Source organism: Flavobacterium seoulense (assembly GCF_000695795.1).
In the GTDB taxonomy this organism is placed as follows: domain Bacteria; phylum Bacteroidota; class Bacteroidia; order Flavobacteriales; family Flavobacteriaceae; genus Flavobacterium; species Flavobacterium seoulense.
Map to the genome: position 1 here is coordinate 1 of NZ_JNCA01000017.1, position 22,397 is coordinate 22,397.

The following is a 22,397-nucleotide window of genomic DNA, read 5'->3' on the forward strand; positions in this document are numbered from 1 at the left end:
AAGACTTGAAACAAATGAGAAAAATATTCGGACTTTTGAGCTATATAGTATTATGAAATAGCCATGATTAATGAATCGCAATTACTAATAAAGATAACTCCTCATGGCGTATAACATATTCCCCGACCGCTCGGATATGAAGTAAATATCTCGTTCAACGGATAGCCCCCGACCGCTCGGATATGAAGTAAATATCTCGTTCAACGGATAGCGCGGTTTTGCAGACGAGCGATAGCGAACTGAGAAAGTAACCCGACTGCTCGGATATGCAATAAATATCTCGTTCAACGGATAGCGCGGTTTTGTAAACCGTGCCCACAAAGGAGAGCAAGCGATAATTTTGTTGATTGTTTTATTTGCCTATTGGAACGTGCACAGATTATAAATCTGCGCTATCTTTCGTTCGAACAGAGAAAGCAAACCGTGCCCACATAGGAGCAAGCAATAATTTTGTTAGTTGTCTTATTTGCCTATTGGAACGGGCACAGATTACAAATCTGCGCTATCTCTCGTTCGAACTGAGAAAGTAATTGTGTTCACAAAGGAGAGCAAGCAATAAAATTTAAAAAGCTACAGCAATAAAAATGTTGTAGCTTTTTTTATATATTTAAAACAAAAAATGTCTACAAAATACAAAGCTCCTACAACAGATCAAGCTTATTTTATAACTATAACAACAGTAGGCTGGATAGATGTTTTTACTAGATTGAATCAGAAATACAATATCATTAATGCTTTGCAATATTGTCAAAAAAACAAAGGATTAGAAATATATGGGTATTGTATTATGTCGAGTCATATTCATTTGCTTTGTAAAGGAACAAATGGTTTTATTTTGTCGGATATTATGCGAGATTTTAAAAAATTTACTTCAAAGAGAATTATACAAACGATTCTAGACGAGCCTGAAAGTAGAAGAGAGTGGATGTTAGATTATTTTAAAAAATCATGTGAACATTTAAAAAGAGAACAAGAGTATAAGGTTTGGCAAGATGGTTATCATGCAGAGATTGTAGAAACAAATTGGTTTATTAAACAAAAGATGAACTACATTCATAATAATCCAGTAAAAGATAAAATAGTGACTCTTGCCGAAGATTATTATTTTAGTTCAGCAAGAAATTATGCTGGTTTAGAGAATGATTTAGAAGTGATTTTACTAGATTTGTTTTAGTTGCCTATTGAAACGGGCACAGATTACAAATCTGCGCTATCTCTCGTTCGAACTGACGAAGTAAACCGTGTCCACAAAGAGAGCAAGCAATAAAATTTAAAGAAGCTACAACCTGAAAAGACAATCAAGACTTGAAACAAATGAGAAAAATATTCGGACTTTTGAGCTGTATAGTATTATGAAAAGAGGATTTGAATTTCTTAAACAGATAAAAGAAAATAATAATCGGGAATGGTTTACTAAGCACAAACCAGAATACGATTTGATTGTGAAAGAAAATAAATTTTTTTTCGAACAGATTTATTCCGAACTTCAAAAACACGATAGTTTACAAGGCATCCATATTTTTAGAATTTACAATGATGTTCGTTTTTCTAAAGATAAATCACCTTATAAAACTAATTTTGGAGCTGGATATTCCCGTACAAAGCCAATGTTAAGAGGCGGTTATTATATTCATTTAGAACCCAATAATAGTTTTGTAGGTGGAGGATTTTGGGCTCCAAATAGTGAAGATTTACTTCGTATCCGTAAAGAATTTGAAATAGATACCACAGCAATCGAAAAGATTACTTCCGACGATACTTTTGTGAAATATTTCGGAGAGCTTAAAGGAGAAGATGGAGTAAAAACGGCTCCGAAAGGCTTCGATAAAAATCATGCTGCAATTAATCTGATTAAGAAAAAACAATTTGTAGTGAAGAGAAAATTTACAGACAAGGAAGTTTTATCGGATGATTTTCAGAAAGAAGTGATGGCAACATTTTTAGCAATGAGACCTTTTTTCGATTATATGAGTGAATTACTCACTACGGATTTAAATGGAGAATCTTTATTCTAAAAGCAAACGATAATAAAGAAATGTAATTCTAAAAAAAGATTAGAACATTTTAAAATAAAAAAGAAATGACGAGATTAGTATGTCGAACAACTTTAATAGTATTATTGATTTCTTCTCAGGCCTATACGCAAAGTATAGACTCATTGCGGCATCATATTAAAAAAATTGCAGCATCAACGAATGCGGTGGTTGGAGTTTCGATTGTAGGTAACAATGGGGTAGACACCATAGCTGTAAATGCCAAAAGACATTTTCCAATGCAAAGTGTTTTTAAATTTCATATCGCAGTAACAATGCTGTCTGAAATTGATAAGGGCAATTTTTCGCTTGACCAAAAAATAAAAATTCAGAAGAAAGATCTTGTGCCGGGAATTTACAGTCCAATAAGAGAAAAATATCCTGAAGGGACAACGCTTACTATTGCAGAAATTTTGAAATATATGGTTTCTCAAAGCGATAATATAGGCTGCGATGTGCTGCTAAGACTTCTTGGCGGGCCTCAGTTTGTTGAAAATTACTTTTTGAATAATAAGTTCAAAGACATTTCAATAAAAATCAACGAAGAAGTGATGCAGAATAATTGGGATTTACAATTTCAGAACTGGACCACTCCCATGGCAGCAAATCAGGTTTTAGCATCATTTTATAGTAACAGCCAAAAGCTGCTTTCCAAAAAGAGTCATGATTTTATCTGGAAAATAATGCGGGAAACTTCAACAGGATTAGACCAGCTGAAAGGAAAACTGCCAGAGGGAACTGTGGTTGCTCATAAAACAGGATGGTCAGGAAGGAACAAGACTACCGGAATAACAGCTGCGGTAAACGATGTTGGCGTTGTCTTTTTACCAACCGGAGAACACTTTTTTATTAGCATTTTTATAACCGACTCAAAAGAAGATAAAACAGCAGATGCGAAAATAATTGCAGCTATTGCGAAGGCTGCCTGGGATTACTTTTTGGTAAAGACAAAATAAAATCCGATGAACAATTACAGCAATCTATAAAAAACGATTGTTTAACCAATAAGTATAAAGAGATGAAACTTTCAACAAAAGCAGAGGAAATACTTAGTCAAATAAACGAGAAGAATACCAAACTTGGTGACTTGCGGAATATTGCCAAGGAGGTTAAAAAGGATCAGCAATTGGCAGATGAACTTTGGTCTTCTAAATCTTTTTTTGCCCGCCAATTGGCAATCCTGATTATGGACAAAAAACTTCTTACTGAAGAAGGAGTTGACCATTTAGTTAGCGATATGGATCAACACAATCAAAATGAAAAATTGCAACTAATAGATTGGTTAATGGCAAACCAACTCACCAAAGACAAAAAGACAATTGCTTTAATAGAGAGTTGGGAAGACAGTCAATCTTCGCTAAAAAGACGAGTTTATTGGTACTATCAGGCCCACTTGCGTTGGACGGGAAAAATACAAGCCAACAGCGAAGCACTGCTTTCAAAAATTGAAAATAAAATTGAAGAAGAGCAGCCAGAAGTGCAATGGGCAATGAATTTTGCAACAGCCTGGATTGGGGTTTTTGAGAAAAAGTATCGGAGTCGTTGTATTGCACTTGGTGAAAAAACTGGGCTTTACAAAGGTCAAATGGTTTCAAAAGGATGCACACCCGATTATTTACCGGAGTTCATTTCGATTGAAAGTAAAAAAAGAAATTTATAAATAGTTTGTTAGACTCCGAAAATAAAATGAAAAAAATAATTCTATTAATAGTATTTCTGATTGGTTTTGAAACCTATTCACAGGCTAAAAAAGATCCTTTTACTGTTGAGGTTACAAAAGTGATGGGAGATTTAAATAAAGATAATTTAGAAGATAAAGTCATCGTTACTCAGGATACTGTTAATGAGAAATCGCCCTATAAACTTCAAATATTTTTTGCCCAACCCAACGGCAAATTCAAATTAATTGCGACTTCGACTAAAATTATTGCACCACAATATCCTGATGGAAGAGATGGTTACCGCACAGGCGACGGATTTATGGATGTGACCATTACTAAAGGAGTTGTTAGTGTGAATTTTGGTTTATTAAGAGGACACTTTGAACATAAATTCCGATTCCAAAATGGCAATTTTGAACTAATAGGTTTCTCCTATGTAGCATCTGATGGACACGGAACGATGTCTTCTATAGACTTTAATCTTTCAACAGGCATACGAATTGAAAAAACAGAAGCTTACGGCGAAGATGATTTTGCACCAACGTATACCAAAAAGAAAATCCTGATACGACCTCTACCAAAAATTCAGGATGTTGAACCTTTTGAGAATGAGTTGTATTAGGAAAACCGATCTTTTGAATTTGCATTAGAAAGTTTCCTAACTTGATAGAATAGTTTTGCATACGATCGATTACGAACTTGCTAATTAACTATAATCAACTTTCAGTCAGTGTAATAAAAATTATGGAATAGAATTTTGTAAATTTGTGAGATAATAAAAATACTATTATTATGAATACATTGGAATTAAAACAAGAGCTACATCAATTTATTAATGAAGGGGACGAAAAATTCATTAAGATGTTCTATGAAATGGCAAAAGCCTATAGTATTCAAATAAAAAAAGACAGAATGATTGCGGAGTCAGAGAATGATATAAAAGCAGGGAAAATTCATAGTCAAACCGAGGTGCAAAAAATGATTGAAAGTTGGAAAGAATAATCAAGCCTGTTTATTGGACAAGTAGAGCTATTAAAGACTTGGAGAAAGTAACTCGATTTAATGCTACACTACACGGTTTTAAAAAAGCGATAGTAATTGCAACAGAATTAAGGGAAACTACTGAGATTTTAGAAAATAGTAACTTTAAAGAAATAGGAGCTGTTGATGAAGATTTTGTTCATTTAAAGTATGAGTATAGAAAATTAATTCACCATCATTGCAAAATCACCTATCGAGAGGGTAAAACAAAAATTTACATCAATAGAGTTTTTGATACCAGACAAAATCCGAATAAAAATAAATAGTAAAGCTCAAGATTTCGTTCTTGGGCTTTTTCATTTTCTAGACTTCAATCTACTCAAAGTTTCCTGAGAGATATTTAGATAAGAAGCCACCACTTTATTAGGCAGTCTTTGTATCACAATAGGTCTTTCTTTGAGGAGGTTTTCGTAGCGTGTTTTGGCATCCATGGTGATAAACGACATCAGCCGATTAGTATTGGTAACATAAGCAAATTCCAAATAATGTCTGTAGAATTGTTCCCAAACAGGGTATTTTTCTAACAGGTAAAAGAAATCTTTTCGGTTAATGTAAAGCAGTTCAGAATCTTCCAATGCCTGCACATATTCTACAGCAGGAGATTCGGTAATAAAAGAAACTAAGGCTGAGGCAAAATGGTTTTCGAAAGCCAGAAAACGAGTCGATTCCTGTCCTTCTTCATTGATAAAAAAAATACGAAGACATCCTTTTTTTACAAAATACATTTGTTGTCCTAATTCGTCATGATGGACTAAAAGTTCGTTTTTTTGAACAGCAAGTGGTTTAAAAAAAGGCAGGATAATCTCTAAGTCTTCATCAGCAATTGCGACTTTGTTTTTAATAAATTGGATCAGTTGTTCGTACATGGTGATACTTTTTTACAAACTTAAATGAGGATTGGTGACAAACCAAAAATCCGATGGATTAAAATCGGATGTTTTGGGTTGTTTTTGTTTGAGTTGTAGTTTTCTCGGCAAGCTTTCTCGCTCTGGGAATAATGATAAAAGCGGCGAGGTAAGCAACAGGAAGCATCACGCTCCAGGCTTTTAAGAACTTGAAAAACCAGTCTTCGCCAAAACCATAATTTCTAATCAATCCCACAAATGCCATAATCAAAGTCATAGGCAAAACCACAAATAAAGTATTGATATACTTGAAATATTTTTTCTGCATCTTTCTTTAAATTTTAAATTCGGTACAAAGATGAAGTTTGTATTAATCTTAAAAATTGATGTAAGTCAATAAATGAAAAATCCTTTTATTCATGGCGGGAATAAAAGGATTTCTGGGTAATATGAGAGTTTAAAATTAAGTAGAAAAACTAGCTATATACGGCTGTTCTTTTTCTTTCGGCAATTTTTAAAATATCGTTCAGGATACTTTTTGCTGTATTTTGTTTTCCAAATGCGGCTCCCTGAATTCTAATAGGAGTGGTGCCGGTATTTAGAGTGTAAAGTTCAATTAAATGTTCGCCCGCTTTGAGTTGGCCGAAATTAGAATCAATCGGTACTGATACTAATTTAACTTCAAAGGTATTGTGTTCCAAATCGATTTCTCCTATGTAACGCAATACGTGTTTCTCTTTTTGATTTTGTTTGGCAATTTTAAAAAAGCGATCCAAAATTTTCTTTTGCGAATTGTAAATTACTTTTGAAGTCGATTTACTGATACTTTCAGTCAGTAACGATTGGACTTTGATGTCTTTCAGTTCTACCTTTTGGTCCAGTTCTCTTGCTATGATCAATAATTTTCGGGCAACGTCAATTCCGGATAAATCTTCTCTGGAATCGTTGTGAGTATAGCCTAACTTTTCGGCATCTTCAAGTATTTTCGAAAAAGGAACAGCTTCGTTTCCAAAGCGGCTAAAAATATAACTCAGCGAATTAGACGTGACAGTACGTACTTTGGTTACAATATCTCCCGAAGCCTGTAAATCTTTGATGGTATCTACAACGGCTAATCCCGGGCTGATATGTGATTCGTATAAAAATTCGGTGTTGTATTTTTTTAGATTTCTACGCACTTCGGTGTAATAATCATGATGCAGGCTGTTAACAATATTGTTTACTGAAACAATATCAAAACCATTCTGAATGAGCGAAATGTAAGATTTGGCAAATTCAGGACCTCTGGTAGCATCAATAGCAATCAGGTTTTCATGACCTTTCTCTTTAGCACGGTCTATAATATAGCTCATTGTGTACGGAATAGTGAGTTGGTTAACATCGGCTTCCCAATTGTTTTTCTGGTCTTCTTTTTCGAAAAAAGCAAGATTAGAATTAGCAATTATAGGAAAACGAAGGTCTATATTGTGATGGTCTAATAAAGACTGCTGATTTTTGATTACTTCGCGAATAAGTGCACTTCCGATAGTTCGAATGCCAAAAAGGACGATATTTATTCTATAAACTGACATAATTTTGTTTTTGTTGATTGTTTAAGATAGGTCTTAAAATACCTGAAAGCTGATCGAAATCCATTAAAAAAGCATCGTGTCCGTACACCGATTTAATTTCGTTGTAATAAACATTTTGTTTAACGCTTCTTAATTTTTGATAGGTTTTAAGACATTCTTCAGTGGTAAACAAATAATCAGTATCAACAGTAACTAAATGAATATTCGATTCCAGTCTTCGGGCAATAATGCTAATGTCATTTCGATTGCGGGTTACATCATTTGTTTTTAGCAAATGATTCATGAACTTGTAAGCGGCAAGCTGATACCTGTTTTTAAGCTGGCTGCCTTTGTCAGTAAGCCATTCTTCAATTTTAAAAGAAAAAGAATCATCCGTTTCTTCTCTTTCATACAATTGACTGATGTAAGTTGGGCTATGGTACAAAAGTGTCGCGTGCATTCGGGCATCGGCAATAGGATTTTTAGAATTGTTAAGAATTTGATCCTGAATCAAAACATTAGCAATTACCCAGTCCGTCGCTTTCCAGTCGGTCGCAATAGGAACCAGATTTTCAATTTTATCAGGTTGTAAAGCGGCCATTTCCCAGGAAACGGCTCCGCCTAAACTCACGCCAATTACCGCGTAAATTTCATTAACATCCAAAAAGAATAAAGCTTCCCAGAAAATACGGGCTACATCGCGAATACTAAAATCACGGTAATTTTCGATCAAATTCGCTTCGGGATCTCCGTAACCATTTCCGGGTACATTAAAAGAGATAACGGTAAACAAATTGGTGTCGATTGCTTTGTCTTCGCCAACAATTTCTTTCCACCAACCTTTTTCGCCGCCAACAGAAGAATTGCTGGTAAGCGAATGGTTGACCACTATTACAGGTGCCGTTCCAAGTGGTAAACCAAATGTTTCGTAATATAAATGTAAATAGGGTTTTTGTTTGCCATTTTCTAAATCGAAATCAAAAATAGCTATCCTTTTAATATTTCTCATGGTGTACAATTTTATTAGATTAATTTTTGAAAAGAAGATTTGAGGACTATTTGCTTTTCAAAATTTGGATATTTATGCTTCCTGAAGCACTTTAATAGATTCGAATACCGCTTTCAAATCGGCTTTTAAATCTTCAACATCTTCTAAACCTACTGATAATCGAATTAAATCATCGGTAACTCCTGTAGCCAGTTGTTCATCGTAAGTAAGCTGTTGATGTGTGGTACTTGCCGGGTGAATGATTAGGGATTTTGTGTCTCCAATATTAGCCAGAAGCGAAAATAGTTTAGTCTCATCAGCTACTTTTTTAGCTACTTCGTAACCGCCTTTTAGACCAAAGGTGATGACACCGCTTTGTCCTTTTGGTAAATATTTTTGAGCTAAAAGATAGTGTTTGCTAATTTTTAAACCAGGATAATTTACCCAGGCAACTTCGTCCTGAAATTCTAACCATTGTGCTAATGCTAAGGCATTTTCGCTGTGTCTTTTTACACGAACGGCTAAGGTTTCTAATCCCTGAATAATCTGGAATGCATTAAACGGACTTAGTGCGGCTCCCACATCACGTAAACCTTCAATTCTGGCTTTGGCAATAAAAGCAGCGTTTCCTAATGCTTCGTGATATACTAAACCGTGATAAGCAGGAGATGGGCTGGTGAATTCAGGAAATTTTCCGTTGCTCCAGTCAAATTTTCCGGCATCAATAATCGCTCCGCCTAATGAAGTTCCGTTTCCGGAAATGTATTTAGTTAATGAGTGAATAACAATATCAGCACCATGCTCGATTGGGTTTAACAAATAGGGAGTGGCTACTGTATTGTCTACGATGAAAGGAACTTTAGCAATTTTTGCTTCGTTAGAAATAGCTTTTAAGTCCAATACATCCAGTTTAGGATTTCCTAATGATTCTACAAAGAAAGCTCTGGTGTTTTCCTGAACAGCATTACTAAAATTTGCTGCTTCTGTAGGATCGACAAATGTAGTTGTGATTCCTAATCTTGGTAAAGTTACTTTTAATAAGTTGTAAGTTCCGCCATACAAACTATTCGATGCTACAATATGATCTCCGGCTTTTAATAATACTAACAAAGTAGTCGAAATGGCAGCAGCTCCAGATGCTGTTACAACAGCTCCAATTCCGCCTTCCAGTTGGGCTAATCTTTGTTCTAAAATATCATTTGTTGGATTATTTAAGCGAGTGTAGATAAAACCAGATTCGGCTAGTTTGAATAAGTTAGCAGCATGTTCTGAATTATTAAATACATAAGAACTGCTTTGATAAATAGGCACTGCTCTGGTTCCTTTATTGTTTTCTACGTCGTGTCCTGCGTGTAAAGCTTTAGTTTCAAATTTTTGTGTACTCATGATACTATATTTTAAAGTGATTTGTCTATTATTTTTTTATGGAAATTTTGTTTGATTCTGAACTATAAAAAAACCTCTGTTGAGGTACAGAGGCTTTTTAATTTTTTATAAAATTTCTACAGCAACTCTGTCGAAGAATCGAACATTTAGGACATATATCTTGCATCATCTTTTTCATTTTATGTGGCTTTTTTTGTTTTTGTTGAAGCAAATGTGCGAACAAAAATTGAGTTAAACAAATAAAATATATAAATTCTATCAAAATAGTCGAGTATTGTTTTTGAAAGAAAGTAAAATCTTATGTTTTTATATGTGTTTTTAATCTGAATGGGTGTTGAGATATTTAAAAATGATATAGAGTAGGGAAGGAGTAAATTGGGAATTCTTTACAAATATTAAAAAGAAAAAAACCGACTGATTATTCAGTCGGTTTTAAAAATAAGTATGCGTTTTACAAGCTTATTTATTTTGATTTACAAATGGAAACAGAGAAGATTCTACATGTGATGAATTCATTAATACTTCTAATTCTTTCGCTTTTTCAGGAAATTGCTTAGCGATATTTTTACTTTCAGCCGGATCTTTTGCTAAATCATATAATTCTACTTCATTTTTAGGATTAACAGCTGCGTTTAGTTTTACTGCTTTCCAATTTCCCTGTCTTATAGCTTGTTTTCCTCCATTTTCATGAAATTCCCAATAAAGATAGGCATGTTTTGCTTGTGTTTTATTGCCTTTTAAAGTCGGCACAAAAGAGAGTCCGTCGATATTTTGAGGTGCTTTTACACCAGCTAATTCAGCAAAAGTGGGTAAAATGTCCCAAAAAGCACCAATGTGATTACTCTGAGAATTAGGTTTAATGACGTTAGTCCAGCGAGCAATAAATGGCTCACGTATTCCGCCTTCGTACAAATCTCGTTTAACGCCTCTAAAACCACCGCCACTGTTAAAGAAAACAGGATCAGCCCCGCCTTCTATATGTGGTCCATTATCACTTGTGAAGATTACCAAAGTATTTTTATCTAAACCTTCTTGTTTTAGTTTTTCAAGAATTTGCCCTACATACAAATCCAGTCGGCTAACCATTGCAGCAAAAGTAGCGTGTGGATACTCTTGTGAAGTATAACCACCTTTTGTAGCTTCTACACCATAATCATTTCCTTTATATGGCTTTTCATTAAACTGTTTTTTATAATATGCTAATATGCTATCGTTAGGAACAAGTAATTCGGCATGAGGCAGAATATAAGGTAAGAATAAGAAAAACGGTTTGTCTTTTGCTCTGTTATCCACAAACTCCAATGCCTTTTTTTGAATAATATCTGGAGCATATTCTTTATTCTCAATTAGATTTTTATTGGCTTCCAATACGATTTTCTGTCCATTTTCCCATAAATGATTTGGATAATAGCGGTGTGCCAGCGTTTGACAATTGTAACCAAAAAACTGATCAAAACCCTGTTTATTCGGATCTCCCTCAGAACCTACAGAACCTAATCCCCATTTGCCAAAAGCAGCAGTTTGATAACCTGCTTTTTGAAGTATTTCAGCAACGGTAAGCACAGAGTCAGCAATAGGTTCTTGTCCTTCAGGATCAACACCTTTGTTGCCACGAATATAAGTATGTCCGGTATGTTGTCCTGTCAGTAACGAAGAACGTGAAGGAGCACAAACACTTGTGCCTGCATAAAATTGCGTAAAGCAAACACCTTGACTGGCTAATTTGTCAATATTGGGCGTTTTGATCAATTTTTGTCCATTGATTGCGATGTCTCCATAGCCTAAATCATCTGCTAAAATGAAGATAATATTGGGACGAGTATCATTTGGATTTTCTTTGTTTTTTTGTGCCAATAAACTAATTGTTTGTAAGAACAGTAAGGCGGCAATGAATATGACTTTTTTCATGATGATGCGATTTTAAATTTGCTATAAAACAAAAAACATACGTAATAAACTAAATTACTACGTATGTTTTAAAAGACTAGAGCTGTTTAATTATATCCAGGGTTTTGTTTGTAAAGACCTGCTTTTGTATCTATTTGTGTTGCAGGAATCGGATAAATCAAATAATCGGATGTTACGGTATTGATGGTGAGGATTCCATCATTTTTTATCCAGGAATTCATTTTAGTAACAGCATTTCCTGAACGAACTAAATCATTCCAACGTGTACCTTCACCTAAAAATTCTTTTCGTCTTTCTTCAAGTAAGGTATCAAAAGAAACGTTTGAGATAGGACTTTTCAATCCTGCACGATTTCTTACTTCATTCACTAAATCATCTACTTCGGTTTGTGTACCAATTCCTCCTTTTAAAATGGCTTCTGCTTTCATCAAAAGGATGTCAGCATAACGTAAAACGATAAAATTAATAGGCCAGTCTCTACCGTTTGTTCCTCTTTTTGCCACTTCAATATATTTTTTAATGAAGGGTTGCGAATAAGATAATTGAATGTTGAAAGCGTTTCTCACATCTAAGGTATTGGTAAGGTAAGAAGATTTAAGCTCTTTAGAAATATTAAAGTTACTTGCGCCATAACCATTACCATAAGAGTTCGAAATCCCTTGACCAGTCCAGAATGCTACCGGAGCAAGGTGACTTGGAAAACCTGCACCATTTGAAGAACTCATAAACTGTACATCAAAAATTACCTCTTTATTGTTTTCGTTATCATAAGCAAAAACCGAAGAATAACTAGGTAGTAATTCATATTGATTACTTGCAATTACTTCATTGAAAAGTGTAAGTGCTTTATCGTATTCGTTACTGTTCAACCCAGGACCTTCAATGTTATAGTTTGCTCCAGAGCGGGTTAAATAAACTAAGCCTAATAAACCTTTAGCAGCATTATTTGTAGCGCGACCAATGCTTGCACCAGTATAAGAAACAGGAAGATTTTGTGCAGCAAATTCTAAATCGCTAATAATTAATTTATAAATATCAGCTACTGCACTTCTGGGAACAGACTCTACTTCTGTGGCAGTTAAAGGTTTTTCAATTAATGGTACTTTACCAAAAGTGCGGACTAATTGAAAGTAGTAGAAAGCTCTCAGGAAACGTGTTTCAGCGGTAAATCTTGTACGTAAAGCAGCATCAGTGATAATATTTCCTTTGGTTTCTATGGCTTGTAAAACTGAATTAGCGTTGAAAATTCCATTAAAATTATCATTCCATGCACTGGCGATAAAGCCGGTTGTAGCAATACCAGGGGTAAAATCGTTAATTCCCTGCCAGTCACGGTTACCATCATGCAATACATTGAGGTTGTCGCTACGCATTTCGCCTAACCAAAGAACCTGACTAGGATAGGAGGTTAGTTTACTATAAACACCATTTACAGCTTGTGTAAAATCGTTTGTATTAGTATAAAAATTTTCGGCTGTAGTACTGGAAACAGGTTTTTGATCCAGCTGATCTTCGCAGGAAGTAAGTCCTAGTAAGACGGCACTAAGTGCTATATAAATTGTTTTTTTCATGACTATAAAATGAAATTGTGTGAGTTAAAAATTAAGATTAACACCTATTGAAGCAGTTTTGCTTAGTGGCATTGATCCATAATCGCCAGGAATTGGATAACTGCCATTTCCACTTACATTGGTGTTTTGGGCTTCCGGGTTTACTCCGCCTCTATATTTATCGTGGTTAAACCAGTTTTGTAAAGCCATATAAATACGGGCAGATGAGAATACACTATATTTTGCTAAATCCTTAAAGTTGTAACCTAGTGTAATATTTTGAATACGGATAAAATCAGTTGAATAAACCCAGTCTGACGTTACTTGAGGAACGGTATAAGTACTTGCTAATTTTCCACGAGGCGCATTGTAGTTTTGATTTTCCGGAGTCCATCGGTCTCTCCAAACTCCAGCGATATTAGCAGTGGTACTTCCGCTAAAATCAATCGCACGACCAAAATAAGAAAGAATAGAACCGCCAACCTGTCCATATACCTGCACGCTTAAATCAAAGTTTTTGTATTTGAAATTGTTAGTAATTCCCCAGGTATATTTTGGATTTGGTTGTCCATGAATCACTCGGTCATTAGCATCAATTACACCATCATTGTTAGCATCGTAATATTTCGTGTCACCAACAGTTTGATTTTTTATTTTAGCCACTTTTGGATCATCTAAATCAGCTTGTGTTAATATTCCGATTGATTTGGTTACATAATAACTAAACATTGGTAAACCTGGCTGTAAAATATAAGGAGCATTACTTCCGCTATATGCCGAAGGAATATAAATAGGGGAACCGTCAGCATTTAATGAAATTACTTCATTTCTGTTAAATGCAATATTAGCATTGGTACTCCATTGAAAATCTGGTGTTGTTATGTTTCTTGACGTTACGGCTACTTCAATTCCCTGATTTTTTACAGAACCTGTATTTTGTAAACTAGTAGAGAAACCACTGGCACCTAAAACAGGTAGATTCAGTAATAAATCGGTACTTTTCTTAGTGTAAGCATCAAAAGAAAGCGTAAGACGATTGTTAAAGAAAGCAGCGTCTAAACCTAAGTTATATGTATTTGAAGTTTCCCATTTCAAGTTGGGATTTGCTAAACCTGCTACTACCTGTCCGTTTGCTACTATTGGTGTGTTTCCTCCAAAATTGTATGAAGTTCCTGTTAAAGTAGGAATTGAATTGTAGTTTCCAATGTTGTTATTACCTGATTTACCCCAGCTAAAACGCAATTTTAAATCACTAATTTCCTTAACATCTTTCAAGAATGATTCTTGCGAGATTCTCCAGCCGATTGACGCTGATGGGAAAGTTCCCCATTGGTTATTAATACCAAATTTAGAAGAAGCATCTCTACGAATAGTTCCAGTAATTAAATACTTACCATCATAATCATACTGAAGTCTTCCGTAGTAAGAAAAAAGCGTATTGTTGTTTTCGGTAGTTGTACCGGTTACTGTTACTCCGGCAGCATTTGGAATGGCATTGTTAATAGTATTTACAGTATTATTAGCAAAACCACCAGCAGTACGAATATTGAAAGCTTCACTATGAACTGAATTGAATGAAACTCCAGCCACTGCCGAAACATTGTGTACATTATTAAAAGTCTTGATAAAATTCAAAGTGTTTTCGTTTACAAAATTTTGCTTTCGATAACCTCCATAAGAACCACTTGCATTTTTCCCGGGATTTGTAATGCGTTCAGCTGCTCCTCCAACTGCTACGTAATCGGATACATATGTTTTTGTTTGTTGGTTTACATCATCATAATTGATGGTTGTTTTAGCAAACAAACTTGGTAAAATGTAATATTCAGCATAAACTGAAGTGAGAAGACGGGTGTTTTTTGTCAATCCAATTGAATTATTCAAAATAGCATAAGGACTTACTAATCGAGGGCTGCTCCAAGTATAAGTTGGGAATTCACCAGCACCGGAATTCAATCCTGCATTTGCTTCCACTACCGGAGCAATTCCGGCAATATTCATAATTGGACTATCTTTTCCGTCACCTTGCGGAGTATTGTTTTCAGAATAAGTAGGAGCTATATTGATACCTAATTTCAATCTTTTATTGGCTTTTGCTTCAATATTTGCACGTACACCATAACTTTTAAAATCAGTATTTATCAAAGTAGATTGCTGATTTAAATAGTTTGTTGAAAAGAAATAACTCACATCTTCAGTGCCTCCTGTTGCTGATAACTGATAGTTTTGAAAAATCGCCTTTCTATAAATAGCATCTTGCCAGTCCACATAAGTTAAACCGGGATGTCCTGGTTGAGACCAGCGTTCGTCTGGCATATAGGAAGTATTGTATTCACCCGCTTTTAAACCTAAAATAGCTCTTCGTTGGTCATTAGTTTGCTCAGCTGTACGTCCGGCTCCTGAACGTACCCAGTTGGTATTGGCAACTTCGGTGGCTACGTCAACCCATTCGTCAGCACTTAAAATATCCAGTTTTTTAGCAACGCTGCTAACACCGGTATTAGTATTCAGGCTAATTTTTAGTTTGCCTGATTTTCCTCTTTTGGTTGTAATAAGCACAACACCATTGGCAGCACGAGAACCATAAATGGCTCCGGCAGCTGCATCTTTTAATACCTGAATACTCTCAATATCATTGGCACTTAGATTTGCTAGTGGACTCGTTCCGATACTTCCATCAGCACTTTGTCCAGCAATATCTAATGGGAATCCATCTATTACGTAAAGAGGCTCAGAGCCAGCATTGATAGAACCTGTTCCTCGAACCACAATACTTAAACCAGTTCCGGGCATACCTGTTTGTTGTTTTACTTGTACACCAGCCATTTGTCCTATAAGTGCCTGTTCAATTCTTGCGATTGGTTTTTCTTCCAGATGTTTTGCATCAAAAGAGGTTACAGCACCTGTAATGTCACGGTTTTTTTGTGTACCATAACCAATTACAACCACTTCATTCAATGAATTAGATTCAGGTTGTAGTGAGATATTTATTGTCGACGATTGTCCGTTGATTTTTACTTCTTTTGTTAAGTAACCAATGAAAGAAAAAATCAAAGTGGCATCTTTTGTATTAGCAGCAATCGAATATTTTCCGTCTGCATCAGAATTAACACCTATTTGTGTTCCTTTAAGGATTACGTTTACTCCAGGTAGAATATCGCCTTTTTCATCTTTGGTAGTACCAGATATAATTTGTTCTATAGATTTTGTAGAATTTTGAGCAAAAATTTGTGAGGATGCACCTATTGATACAAAAAATATTAAAAATAGTGTTTGAAGTTTTCGTGATTTTTTTTTCCATTGTTTTTGTTGAGTCATAATCTTGTAGTTTAAAATTGGCAAATACTTTTACTTCCATCATGTTCATGATGTTGCTTAAGTTGTCAAAATATTTAAGGTAATTAGCATTGAGAATGCTAAGTTTACTAAGGGGATTATTTATTAAATACGTAGTAAAAAACCATTGATGAAATTGATTTTCAAAAAAGGTTTTCTATGTATTTTTTGCTTCATTTCTAAGCAAAAAAATATTCGAATTTATAACTTAACAGGTAGGAAAATAGAGGTTTTATTTAGTGTAAAAAACACTGACTGTCGAGAATAGAATGTATAGTTATTTCGAACAGTTGATTTTTTCAGGTTCTTATGGTATGAAAAACTTACTATATGTGGTTATATATATTCGTAAGTATTCTACTAAGGGAAGTTTTTATTGTATTTAAATGTTTAATTCTTTTGAATTTGAAGAAAGAAACAAGTTTTTATTGATATTTTATTTAATGTAAATTGGGGCAATTTAGGAAAAGTAAAGCCTATAATTTTAAATTATAGGCTTTACTATATTTATTATAATGAGTATTTCAAAGTAATTCCGTATGTTCTTTGGTCACCTAATACACCAGCATAGTGTCCGGCATTTCCACCAGCAGGTAATAATTGCTCGTAGTAGTTTTTATCTAAGATGTTACGTGCCCAGAAGTTGATTGATAAACCTTCAGTAGCTCTAAATCCGATACGACCATTAAAAATAGCATAACCTGGAACGATTAAGTATTTTGAAGCCGATGGGCTAGAAGAGAATTCAGAACGAGCATAAGAATCAATTCCGATGAAGAATTTACCTAAGTTTCCAAAGAATTTAGCTGCGTTAGTATATTCACCTCCTAAACTTCCTGACCATTTTGAAATTCCTGGTAGTTCGCTTCCAGAAACATCTTTAAAAGCTACTTGGACTCCATTTTCAGTCTTTCCTGTTTCTTCTAATGGAAGTGGCGCATTGGTAAACTTAACATATTTACCATCAGTGTAAGTTACCGCTCCATTGAAAGAGAAATGTTCGTTAATTACAAAACTAGCATCAAGTTCAGCACCTCTTACTCTTACTTTATCAGCATTTGCAAGGTATCCACGATTTACACCTAATTCAGCCGCCTGAACGTTTGTTTGGTAATCTTTAATATCGGTATTATATAAAGTTACGTTCAAGATTGCATTTTTAAATGGAGATGTTTTTACACCTACTTCATAATGATTTACATCTTCTGGTCTGATTACTGCAAGATCAGCTAAAGTTTGTCCGGCTGCAGGAGTTGGAAGACCAGCTACGTTTACACCCACAGGCTTGTAACTTTTTGCATAAGTTGCATAAGCATTCACCTTATCATTTGCTTTGAAGTTCACTGTTAAGTTTCCAGAAAAGTCAAATTTGTCTTTTTCAGCAGCAAATGTTTGATTTGTGTAAACCGCTCTTTTGATAGCTAATAATTGTGGGTCAGTTGTCTCAAGACCTCCATAAGTTTGACGATCGTATTTTGAATCTTTATTATCATAATTGTATCTTAAACCAGGTAAGATGTGTAATTGATCAGTAACAGCCCAGTCTAATTGACCAAATATAGCTGCACTCACTGCATGAATACTTGCATTAGTTCTAATTCCGTATCCTTCAAGAAGTCCTGGTTCAGCCCATCTTGCTAATGGAACCGGAGTAGATACACCATTGTTATTGTAGTTTACAGGTGATTGAGAAAATCTCCATTGTGCACTTCCTGATTCTTCTGTTCCTTTAATTTTAACAGTCTGGTCAATAAAGAAAGCACCAATAACACCGCTTAATTTAGAAGTAACTTGTCCTGCATAACGAATTTCCTGAGTTAATTGTGTATGTCTTGCAGGGTTTTGTGATTTAGCTAATACTTGTAATCCTGTAAAATCTCTATCATTTGATGGATCCCATGTCCAGAAACGCCAAGCAGTAGTTGAAGTCAATGTTCCTCCACCAATTTTTGTATCGATGTTAAGAGAAGCTCCTCCTAAATCTTGACCTGAACGCCATGGTGTATCATGATCAATTTTACGGTCAAAAGCATTTCTGCTAGGAAGTTGGTAGCCTAAATCAGCAATAATGGCATCAAATTGCCTGTAAGCCGCTCTTTGAGTTGGTGCAACTCCTGCAATAACCTGAGCATATCCGTCAGGACGTTGTGTTGTAATATCTCCGGCCAATAAAATACTTGTGTTGTCAGATGGTTCATAAAGTAATTGTCCTCTAATACCTTGATTGTTTAAAGTATTTGTAGGTCTTCCTGTAGCAACGTTATCAATTAAACCATCGCGTTGTGTTCCGGAAAATGAAATACGGCCTGCTAATTTTTCAGTCAATCCTCCAGTTATAGATGTTTTTGCTTGTAAGAAACCATAATTTCCGTAGCTCAATTCAAAATCAGCTCCTGTTGTAAAACTTGGTTTTCTTGTTGTAATATTGAATGCTCCAGAAGTGGTGTTTTTACCAAATAATGATCCTTGTGGCCCACGCAATACTTCGATTCTGTCAATATCAATGAAATCTAAAGTGGTAGCAGCCGGACGTGCATAGTAAACTCCGTCAACATAGAATCCAACACCTGGATCGATTCCGTCATTGGTAAGTCCGTAAGGAGAACCCAGACCACGAATGTTGATACCAGTATTTCTAGGGTTTGATGAATATAATTGAACAGAAGGAACTAATTCTTTAATTCTGTTTACATTAAAAGCACCAGCTTGTTCTGCTTGTTTTCCGCTTACTACCGAAATTGGAATAGGCACACTTTGTGCTTTTTCATTTCTTCTTCGTGAAGAGATAACTACTTCAACTAATTCGTTTTCCTCTGTTAATTTAACAGCTAATGGAGAAGTGGTTTGTCCTTTAACCGCGATTTCTTCCGTTCTGTATCCAACATATTGTACTAAAAGAGTAAAGATTAGTTTATCTCTTGTGTCAATTGAGAAATTTCCGTTCTCATCTGTTGTTGTGTTGTATTTTGTTCCTTTTAATATAATGTTAGCTCCTGGCAAAGCTTGATCCTGACTGTTTTTTACTGTTCCTTTTACAATATTTTGTGCCTGAGAAACTGAATAGGTAAGTAAAAAAGCTAATAATATAAATGATTTTGTATAGATTGTTTTCATGTTTATTTTGTATGTATATTATATGTATATAGTAGAGTTTAAAATTAAATTTTTTTAACTAGCACATACACATTATCATACTATTCTGAATTTGAATTTGGCTTTCTTTTGAATGATCATTCGAAAAAATAAATTTTGTTCGATACGTTTTCATACGTTTGATTTTTGATTATTAAATTGGTGTTAAATTCTGGGGGCAAAGATATAATTAATTCTATAAAAATAGTAGAATTTAAAAAATATTTTTTTATTTTTTTATCAGTGAGGCTATTGTGATCCCTTGCATCGCTTTTAAAGTTTCTTCACGAATCGCTACTAAACCGTGTCGTAGCGCGCATTCCGTCTCGCTAACACAGTCTGAACATGGTTCGTAAAAATTAAGAGAAGCACATGGAAGTAATGCAATTGCACCATCAAAAAGGCGATGAATATCGGCCAGAGTAATGTCATTTTTAGATTTTATTAGATAATAACCTCCAAATTTACCTTGCTTACTACCCACAAAATGAGCACGTTTTAAGTCTAATAGAATTTGTTCAAGAAATTTTTTAGGTATCGATGCTCCATCAGCAATTTCCATTGTACGGGCAATATATCCTGTATCTTTTTCTGCAAGAAATAATAACGCTTTTAATGCATATTTGGTTTTGTGTGAAAGCATATTCTGTTTAGTGTGTTGTTTTGTCTAATAAAATTGGTATAAAGATAAATAATTTTATAGATGAGTCAAGTAATTTTAATGCAGTTTTCTAATTATAGCTTTAAAATGTTAAAATAATTTACTTATCCTAAGTAAAACGCTATTTTATGTTTTCGCTAGCATATAAGATAAATAAATGTGGAAGAAAGGAAAAGAAATACAATGATTCAAGATTTTAGATAAAAAACAATAGCCCATTTCATTGCGAAATGGGCTATTGTTTTTTAGTATTTGATAAAGTGGGTTTTACCAACTTCCGCTAGAGCCACCGCCGGAGAATCCTCCGCCGCCAAAGCCACCACCGAAGCCGCCTCCTCCGAAACCACCGCCAGAAGAACCGCCACCGAAGCCTCCTCCAAAACCACCGCTGTTGCGACCTAAATTACTTAAGATAATTACATCTAATAAACTTGGACCGCCTCCGCCTTGATTTCCGGAGTTTCCGCTACCGCCACCTTTGTTTCTTGAAATTAAAATGATAATAAAAACAACGATGATAACAAAAGGAAGAATTGGAAAATCCTGTCCTTTAGTTTGTTTTCGGGTTCCTTTGTATTTGCCTTTAAAAACGTCAAACAAAGCATCAGTTCCTTTGTCTAAACCTTGGTAATAACTTCCAGCTTTAAATTCCGGCAGAATAATATTTCGAATAATTTCTCCGCCAATTCCTGCAGTCAATCGGTCTTCGAGACCATATCCTGGATTGATGGCTATTTTTCTATCGTTTTTAGAAACCAGAATAATTACTCCGTTATCGTCTTTTTTTGTTCCTCCAATTCCCCAGGTATGTCCCCATTTAGTCGCTAATTGGCTCACATCTTCGCCTTTTAAACTTTCAACTGTAATTACAACAATTTGAGTTGTTGTAGAATCAGAATAACGAATTAATTTTTCTTCTAATTGTGTTTTTTCAGAACTACTTAGAAGATTTGCATAATCATAAACTGAGGTTTGTAAAGAAGGTACTTCAGGAATTGTAAATTGAGCTGACAGGAAATTACTATTCAGTAAAAATGCAAAACTTAAAACAAGATACTGTACTTTTTTTGTTAACAGTTTCTGGATTACTGCTTTCTGATTACTGCTTTCTACTTTTGTTAATTTCATTATTTATCCTTTTGAAATTTCGTTTGATAATTCGTTAGTATCATTTGCTGTTCTGGGAAAATGAATTTTTAATTTTTCTCCAGCCCTCAGGATACCATCTATCAAACCTTGTTTGAAGTTCCCGTTTTTAAAATGAGTTACCATAATATCTTTGGTACAATCCCAAAAAACATTTTCAACAATATCATTAATGCCTTGATCACCACAAATAACAAAAGTGTGATCTTCTACGGCAATATATAGCAGAACTCCATTTTTGAGTTGGGTTTCATCCATTTTAAGATCGTGAAAAACTTCTTTAGCGCGATCATAAGCATCGGCAGAAGAGGATGTTTTTTCAATATGAACTCTGATTTCGCCCGAAGTATTTTTTTCGGCAAGGCAAATTGCCTCAACAATGGCTTGCTCTTCTTCTTTAGTTAAAAAATCTTCAACTTGTGACATGGGATTGATTTTAATTTTTGAATTAAAAAGCCCCTCTTTTGGAGGGGTTGAGGTGGATTAGAACTTTACTTCAGGAGCTTTGTCTGCACCTTCAACAGCATTGAAATACGTTTTTTCTTTGAAACCAAAAATACCTGCAAATAGTGAATTTGGGAAGGTTTTAATGTGATTGTTGTATGGTTTCACTGCTTCATTAAAACGAGTACGTGCTGTTAAAATTTGGTTTTCAGTACTAGCTAATTCGTCTTGTAATTTTAAGAAATTCTGATCAGCTTTTAAGTTTGGATATTGTTCTACAGTAAGTAATAAACGCGATAAAGTGCTGCTTACACCACTTTGTGCTTTGTTGAAAGCTTCTAATTGTTCAGGTGTAATGTTAGTTGGGTCAACCGTTGTTTGCGTTGCCTTTGCACGAGCTTCAATTACAGCAGTTAAAGTGCTTTTTTCGTGCTCAGCATATCCTTTTACAGTATTAACAATGTTTGGGATAAGGTCATTTCTTCGTTGGTAAGCTGTTTGTACATTTCCCCAAGATTCTTCAATATCTTGATTTAAAGTTACTGCAGTATTATTAATTCCTTTAATCCAGCTATATCCGGCAATAACGATAACAGCTACAATAATCCAAGGTAAAAATTTTTTAAAATCCATGTTTCTATTTAATTTAAAGTTTAATATTTATTGTTTTAATTGATTTATTTCAAAATTCATATTGTTTGGAACTCTCTAAAATT

20 protein-coding genes are annotated in these 22,397 nt (G+C 34.7%); 7 read left to right on the forward strand and 13 right to left on the reverse strand.

Annotated elements, in window-relative coordinates; genetic code table 11:
- Positions 1–619: 619 nt before the first annotated feature.
- The 7 genes from FEM21_RS09185 (at position 620) to FEM21_RS09215 (ending at position 5,001) form a co-directional block, all read left to right on the forward strand.
- Complete coding sequence (locus FEM21_RS09185) at positions 620–1,174, forward strand: REP-associated tyrosine transposase (RefSeq protein ID WP_035659778.1); 555 nt, start codon at positions 620–622, stop codon at positions 1,172–1,174.
- 178 nt (positions 1,175–1,352) lie between these two features.
- On the forward strand, positions 1,353–2,015 hold the full coding sequence (locus FEM21_RS09190) for a DUF2461 domain-containing protein (RefSeq protein WP_035659779.1): 663 nt from the start codon (positions 1,353–1,355) through the stop codon (positions 2,013–2,015).
- A gap of 65 nt (positions 2,016–2,080) precedes the next feature.
- Entirely contained in the window at positions 2,081–2,989 is a 909-nt protein-coding gene (gene bla, locus FEM21_RS09195; protein WP_035659782.1) for a class A beta-lactamase, subclass A2, read from the forward strand.
- A 62-nt stretch (positions 2,990–3,051) separates the two neighbouring features.
- Positions 3,052–3,693 (forward strand): DNA alkylation repair protein, encoded by a 642-nt coding sequence (locus FEM21_RS09200; protein ID WP_035659785.1) that lies wholly within the window; start codon positions 3,052–3,054, stop codon positions 3,691–3,693.
- Positions 3,694–3,719: 26 nt separating this feature from the next.
- Positions 3,720–4,316, forward strand: coding sequence for a hypothetical protein (locus tag FEM21_RS09205; protein ID WP_051627542.1), 597 nt, complete (start codon positions 3,720–3,722; stop codon positions 4,314–4,316).
- A gap of 170 nt (positions 4,317–4,486) precedes the next feature.
- Positions 4,487–4,696 carry a hypothetical protein gene (locus FEM21_RS09210; protein ID WP_035659787.1) on the forward strand — a complete coding sequence of 70 codons (210 nt, stop codon included), beginning with the start codon at positions 4,487–4,489 and terminating at the stop codon, positions 4,694–4,696.
- Positions 4,684–5,001, forward strand: coding sequence for a type II toxin-antitoxin system RelE/ParE family toxin (locus tag FEM21_RS09215; protein ID WP_035659790.1), 318 nt, complete (start codon positions 4,684–4,686; stop codon positions 4,999–5,001). Before FEM21_RS09210 ends, FEM21_RS09215 begins: the two co-directional genes overlap by 13 nt.
- A 30-nt stretch (positions 5,002–5,031) precedes the next feature.
- On the opposite strand, the gene FEM21_RS09220 is transcribed toward FEM21_RS09215, so the two are convergent.
- The 13 genes from FEM21_RS09220 to FEM21_RS09280 form a co-directional block, all read right to left on the reverse strand.
- Positions 5,032–5,601: a Crp/Fnr family transcriptional regulator gene (locus FEM21_RS09220; protein ID WP_035659792.1), complete on the reverse strand. Its 570-nt coding sequence runs from the start codon at positions 5,599–5,601 to the stop codon at positions 5,032–5,034.
- Positions 5,602–5,659: 58 nt separating this feature from the next.
- Complete coding sequence (locus tag FEM21_RS09225) at positions 5,660–5,908, reverse strand: DUF2798 domain-containing protein (RefSeq protein ID WP_051627543.1); 249 nt, start codon at positions 5,906–5,908, stop codon at positions 5,660–5,662.
- Between the two features lie 148 nt (positions 5,909–6,056).
- Positions 6,057–7,151 (reverse strand): homoserine dehydrogenase family protein, encoded by a 1,095-nt coding sequence (locus tag FEM21_RS09230; protein ID WP_035659795.1) that lies wholly within the window; start codon positions 7,149–7,151, stop codon positions 6,057–6,059.
- On the reverse strand, positions 7,138–8,139 hold the full coding sequence (locus tag FEM21_RS09235) for an alpha/beta fold hydrolase (protein ID WP_035659797.1): 1,002 nt from the start codon (positions 8,137–8,139) through the stop codon (positions 7,138–7,140). The genes FEM21_RS09230 and FEM21_RS09235 overlap by 14 nt, the downstream gene beginning before the upstream one ends.
- Before the next feature lie 72 nt (positions 8,140–8,211).
- Positions 8,212–9,504 carry an O-acetylhomoserine aminocarboxypropyltransferase/cysteine synthase family protein gene (locus FEM21_RS09240; RefSeq protein ID WP_035659799.1) on the reverse strand — a complete coding sequence of 431 codons (1,293 nt, stop codon included), beginning with the start codon at positions 9,502–9,504 and terminating at the stop codon, positions 8,212–8,214.
- A 459-nt stretch (positions 9,505–9,963) separates the two neighbouring features.
- A complete protein-coding gene (locus FEM21_RS09245; RefSeq protein WP_035659802.1) occupies positions 9,964–11,412 on the reverse strand; it encodes an arylsulfatase in 1,449 nt (482 codons plus the stop codon).
- A gap of 86 nt (positions 11,413–11,498) precedes the next feature.
- Positions 11,499–12,983 (reverse strand): RagB/SusD family nutrient uptake outer membrane protein, encoded by a 1,485-nt coding sequence (locus FEM21_RS09250; RefSeq protein WP_035659805.1) that lies wholly within the window; start codon positions 12,981–12,983, stop codon positions 11,499–11,501.
- Between the two features lie 24 nt (positions 12,984–13,007).
- Positions 13,008–16,280, reverse strand: a complete 3,273-nt coding sequence (locus tag FEM21_RS09255) for a SusC/RagA family TonB-linked outer membrane protein (protein WP_035659808.1) — start codon at positions 16,278–16,280, stop codon at positions 13,008–13,010.
- A gap of 528 nt (positions 16,281–16,808) precedes the next feature.
- Positions 16,809–19,412 carry a TonB-dependent receptor gene (locus FEM21_RS09260; RefSeq protein WP_035659810.1) on the reverse strand — a complete coding sequence of 868 codons (2,604 nt, stop codon included), beginning with the start codon at positions 19,410–19,412 and terminating at the stop codon, positions 16,809–16,811.
- Between the two features lie 247 nt (positions 19,413–19,659).
- Positions 19,660–20,073 (reverse strand): RrF2 family transcriptional regulator, encoded by a 414-nt coding sequence (locus FEM21_RS09265; RefSeq protein ID WP_035659811.1) that lies wholly within the window; start codon positions 20,071–20,073, stop codon positions 19,660–19,662.
- A 285-nt stretch (positions 20,074–20,358) separates the two neighbouring features.
- On the reverse strand, positions 20,359–21,219 hold the full coding sequence (locus FEM21_RS09270) for a TPM domain-containing protein (protein ID WP_035659813.1): 861 nt from the start codon (positions 21,217–21,219) through the stop codon (positions 20,359–20,361).
- A gap of 3 nt (positions 21,220–21,222) precedes the next feature.
- Positions 21,223–21,663: a TPM domain-containing protein gene (locus FEM21_RS09275; RefSeq protein ID WP_035659814.1), complete on the reverse strand. Its 441-nt coding sequence runs from the start codon at positions 21,661–21,663 to the stop codon at positions 21,223–21,225.
- A 57-nt stretch (positions 21,664–21,720) separates the two neighbouring features.
- Positions 21,721–22,314, reverse strand: a complete 594-nt coding sequence (locus FEM21_RS09280) for a LemA family protein (RefSeq protein WP_035659815.1) — start codon at positions 22,312–22,314, stop codon at positions 21,721–21,723.
- Positions 22,315–22,397 lie beyond the last annotated feature (83 nt).

What these genes read in the sequence shown, in the direction of transcription:
- FEM21_RS09185 (WP_035659778.1), top strand. Translation starts at nt 620, where the DNA reads ATGTCTACAAAATACAAAGCTCCTACAACAGATCAAGCTTATTTTATA.
- FEM21_RS09190 (WP_035659779.1), top strand. Translation starts at nt 1,353, where the DNA reads ATGAAAAGAGGATTTGAATTTCTTAAACAGATAAAAGAAAATAATAAT.
- bla (WP_035659782.1), top strand. Translation starts at nt 2,081, where the DNA reads ATGACGAGATTAGTATGTCGAACAACTTTAATAGTATTATTGATTTCT.
- FEM21_RS09200 (WP_035659785.1), top strand. Translation starts at nt 3,052, where the DNA reads ATGAAACTTTCAACAAAAGCAGAGGAAATACTTAGTCAAATAAACGAG.
- FEM21_RS09205 (WP_051627542.1), top strand. Translation starts at nt 3,720, where the DNA reads ATGAAAAAAATAATTCTATTAATAGTATTTCTGATTGGTTTTGAAACC.
- FEM21_RS09210 (WP_035659787.1), top strand. Translation starts at nt 4,487, where the DNA reads ATGAATACATTGGAATTAAAACAAGAGCTACATCAATTTATTAATGAA.
- FEM21_RS09220 (WP_035659792.1), bottom strand. Translation starts at nt 5,601, where the DNA reads ATGTACGAACAACTGATCCAATTTATTAAAAACAAAGTCGCAATTGCT.
- FEM21_RS09225 (WP_051627543.1), bottom strand. Translation starts at nt 5,908, where the DNA reads ATGCAGAAAAAATATTTCAAGTATATCAATACTTTATTTGTGGTTTTG.
- FEM21_RS09230 (WP_035659795.1), bottom strand. Translation starts at nt 7,151, where the DNA reads ATGTCAGTTTATAGAATAAATATCGTCCTTTTTGGCATTCGAACTATC.
- FEM21_RS09235 (WP_035659797.1), bottom strand. Translation starts at nt 8,139, where the DNA reads ATGAGAAATATTAAAAGGATAGCTATTTTTGATTTCGATTTAGAAAAT.
- FEM21_RS09240 (WP_035659799.1), bottom strand. Translation starts at nt 9,504, where the DNA reads ATGAGTACACAAAAATTTGAAACTAAAGCTTTACACGCAGGACACGAC.
- FEM21_RS09245 (WP_035659802.1), bottom strand. Translation starts at nt 11,412, where the DNA reads ATGAAAAAAGTCATATTCATTGCCGCCTTACTGTTCTTACAAACAATT.
- FEM21_RS09250 (WP_035659805.1), bottom strand. Translation starts at nt 12,983, where the DNA reads ATGAAAAAAACAATTTATATAGCACTTAGTGCCGTCTTACTAGGACTT.
- FEM21_RS09255 (WP_035659808.1), bottom strand. Translation starts at nt 16,280, where the DNA reads ATGACTCAACAAAAACAATGGAAAAAAAAATCACGAAAACTTCAAACA.
- FEM21_RS09260 (WP_035659810.1), bottom strand. Translation starts at nt 19,412, where the DNA reads ATGAAAACAATCTATACAAAATCATTTATATTATTAGCTTTTTTACTT.
- FEM21_RS09265 (WP_035659811.1), bottom strand. Translation starts at nt 20,073, where the DNA reads ATGCTTTCACACAAAACCAAATATGCATTAAAAGCGTTATTATTTCTT.
- FEM21_RS09270 (WP_035659813.1), bottom strand. Translation starts at nt 21,219, where the DNA reads ATGAAATTAACAAAAGTAGAAAGCAGTAATCAGAAAGCAGTAATCCAG.
- FEM21_RS09275 (WP_035659814.1), bottom strand. Translation starts at nt 21,663, where the DNA reads ATGTCACAAGTTGAAGATTTTTTAACTAAAGAAGAAGAGCAAGCCATT.
- FEM21_RS09280 (WP_035659815.1), bottom strand. Translation starts at nt 22,314, where the DNA reads ATGGATTTTAAAAAATTTTTACCTTGGATTATTGTAGCTGTTATCGTT.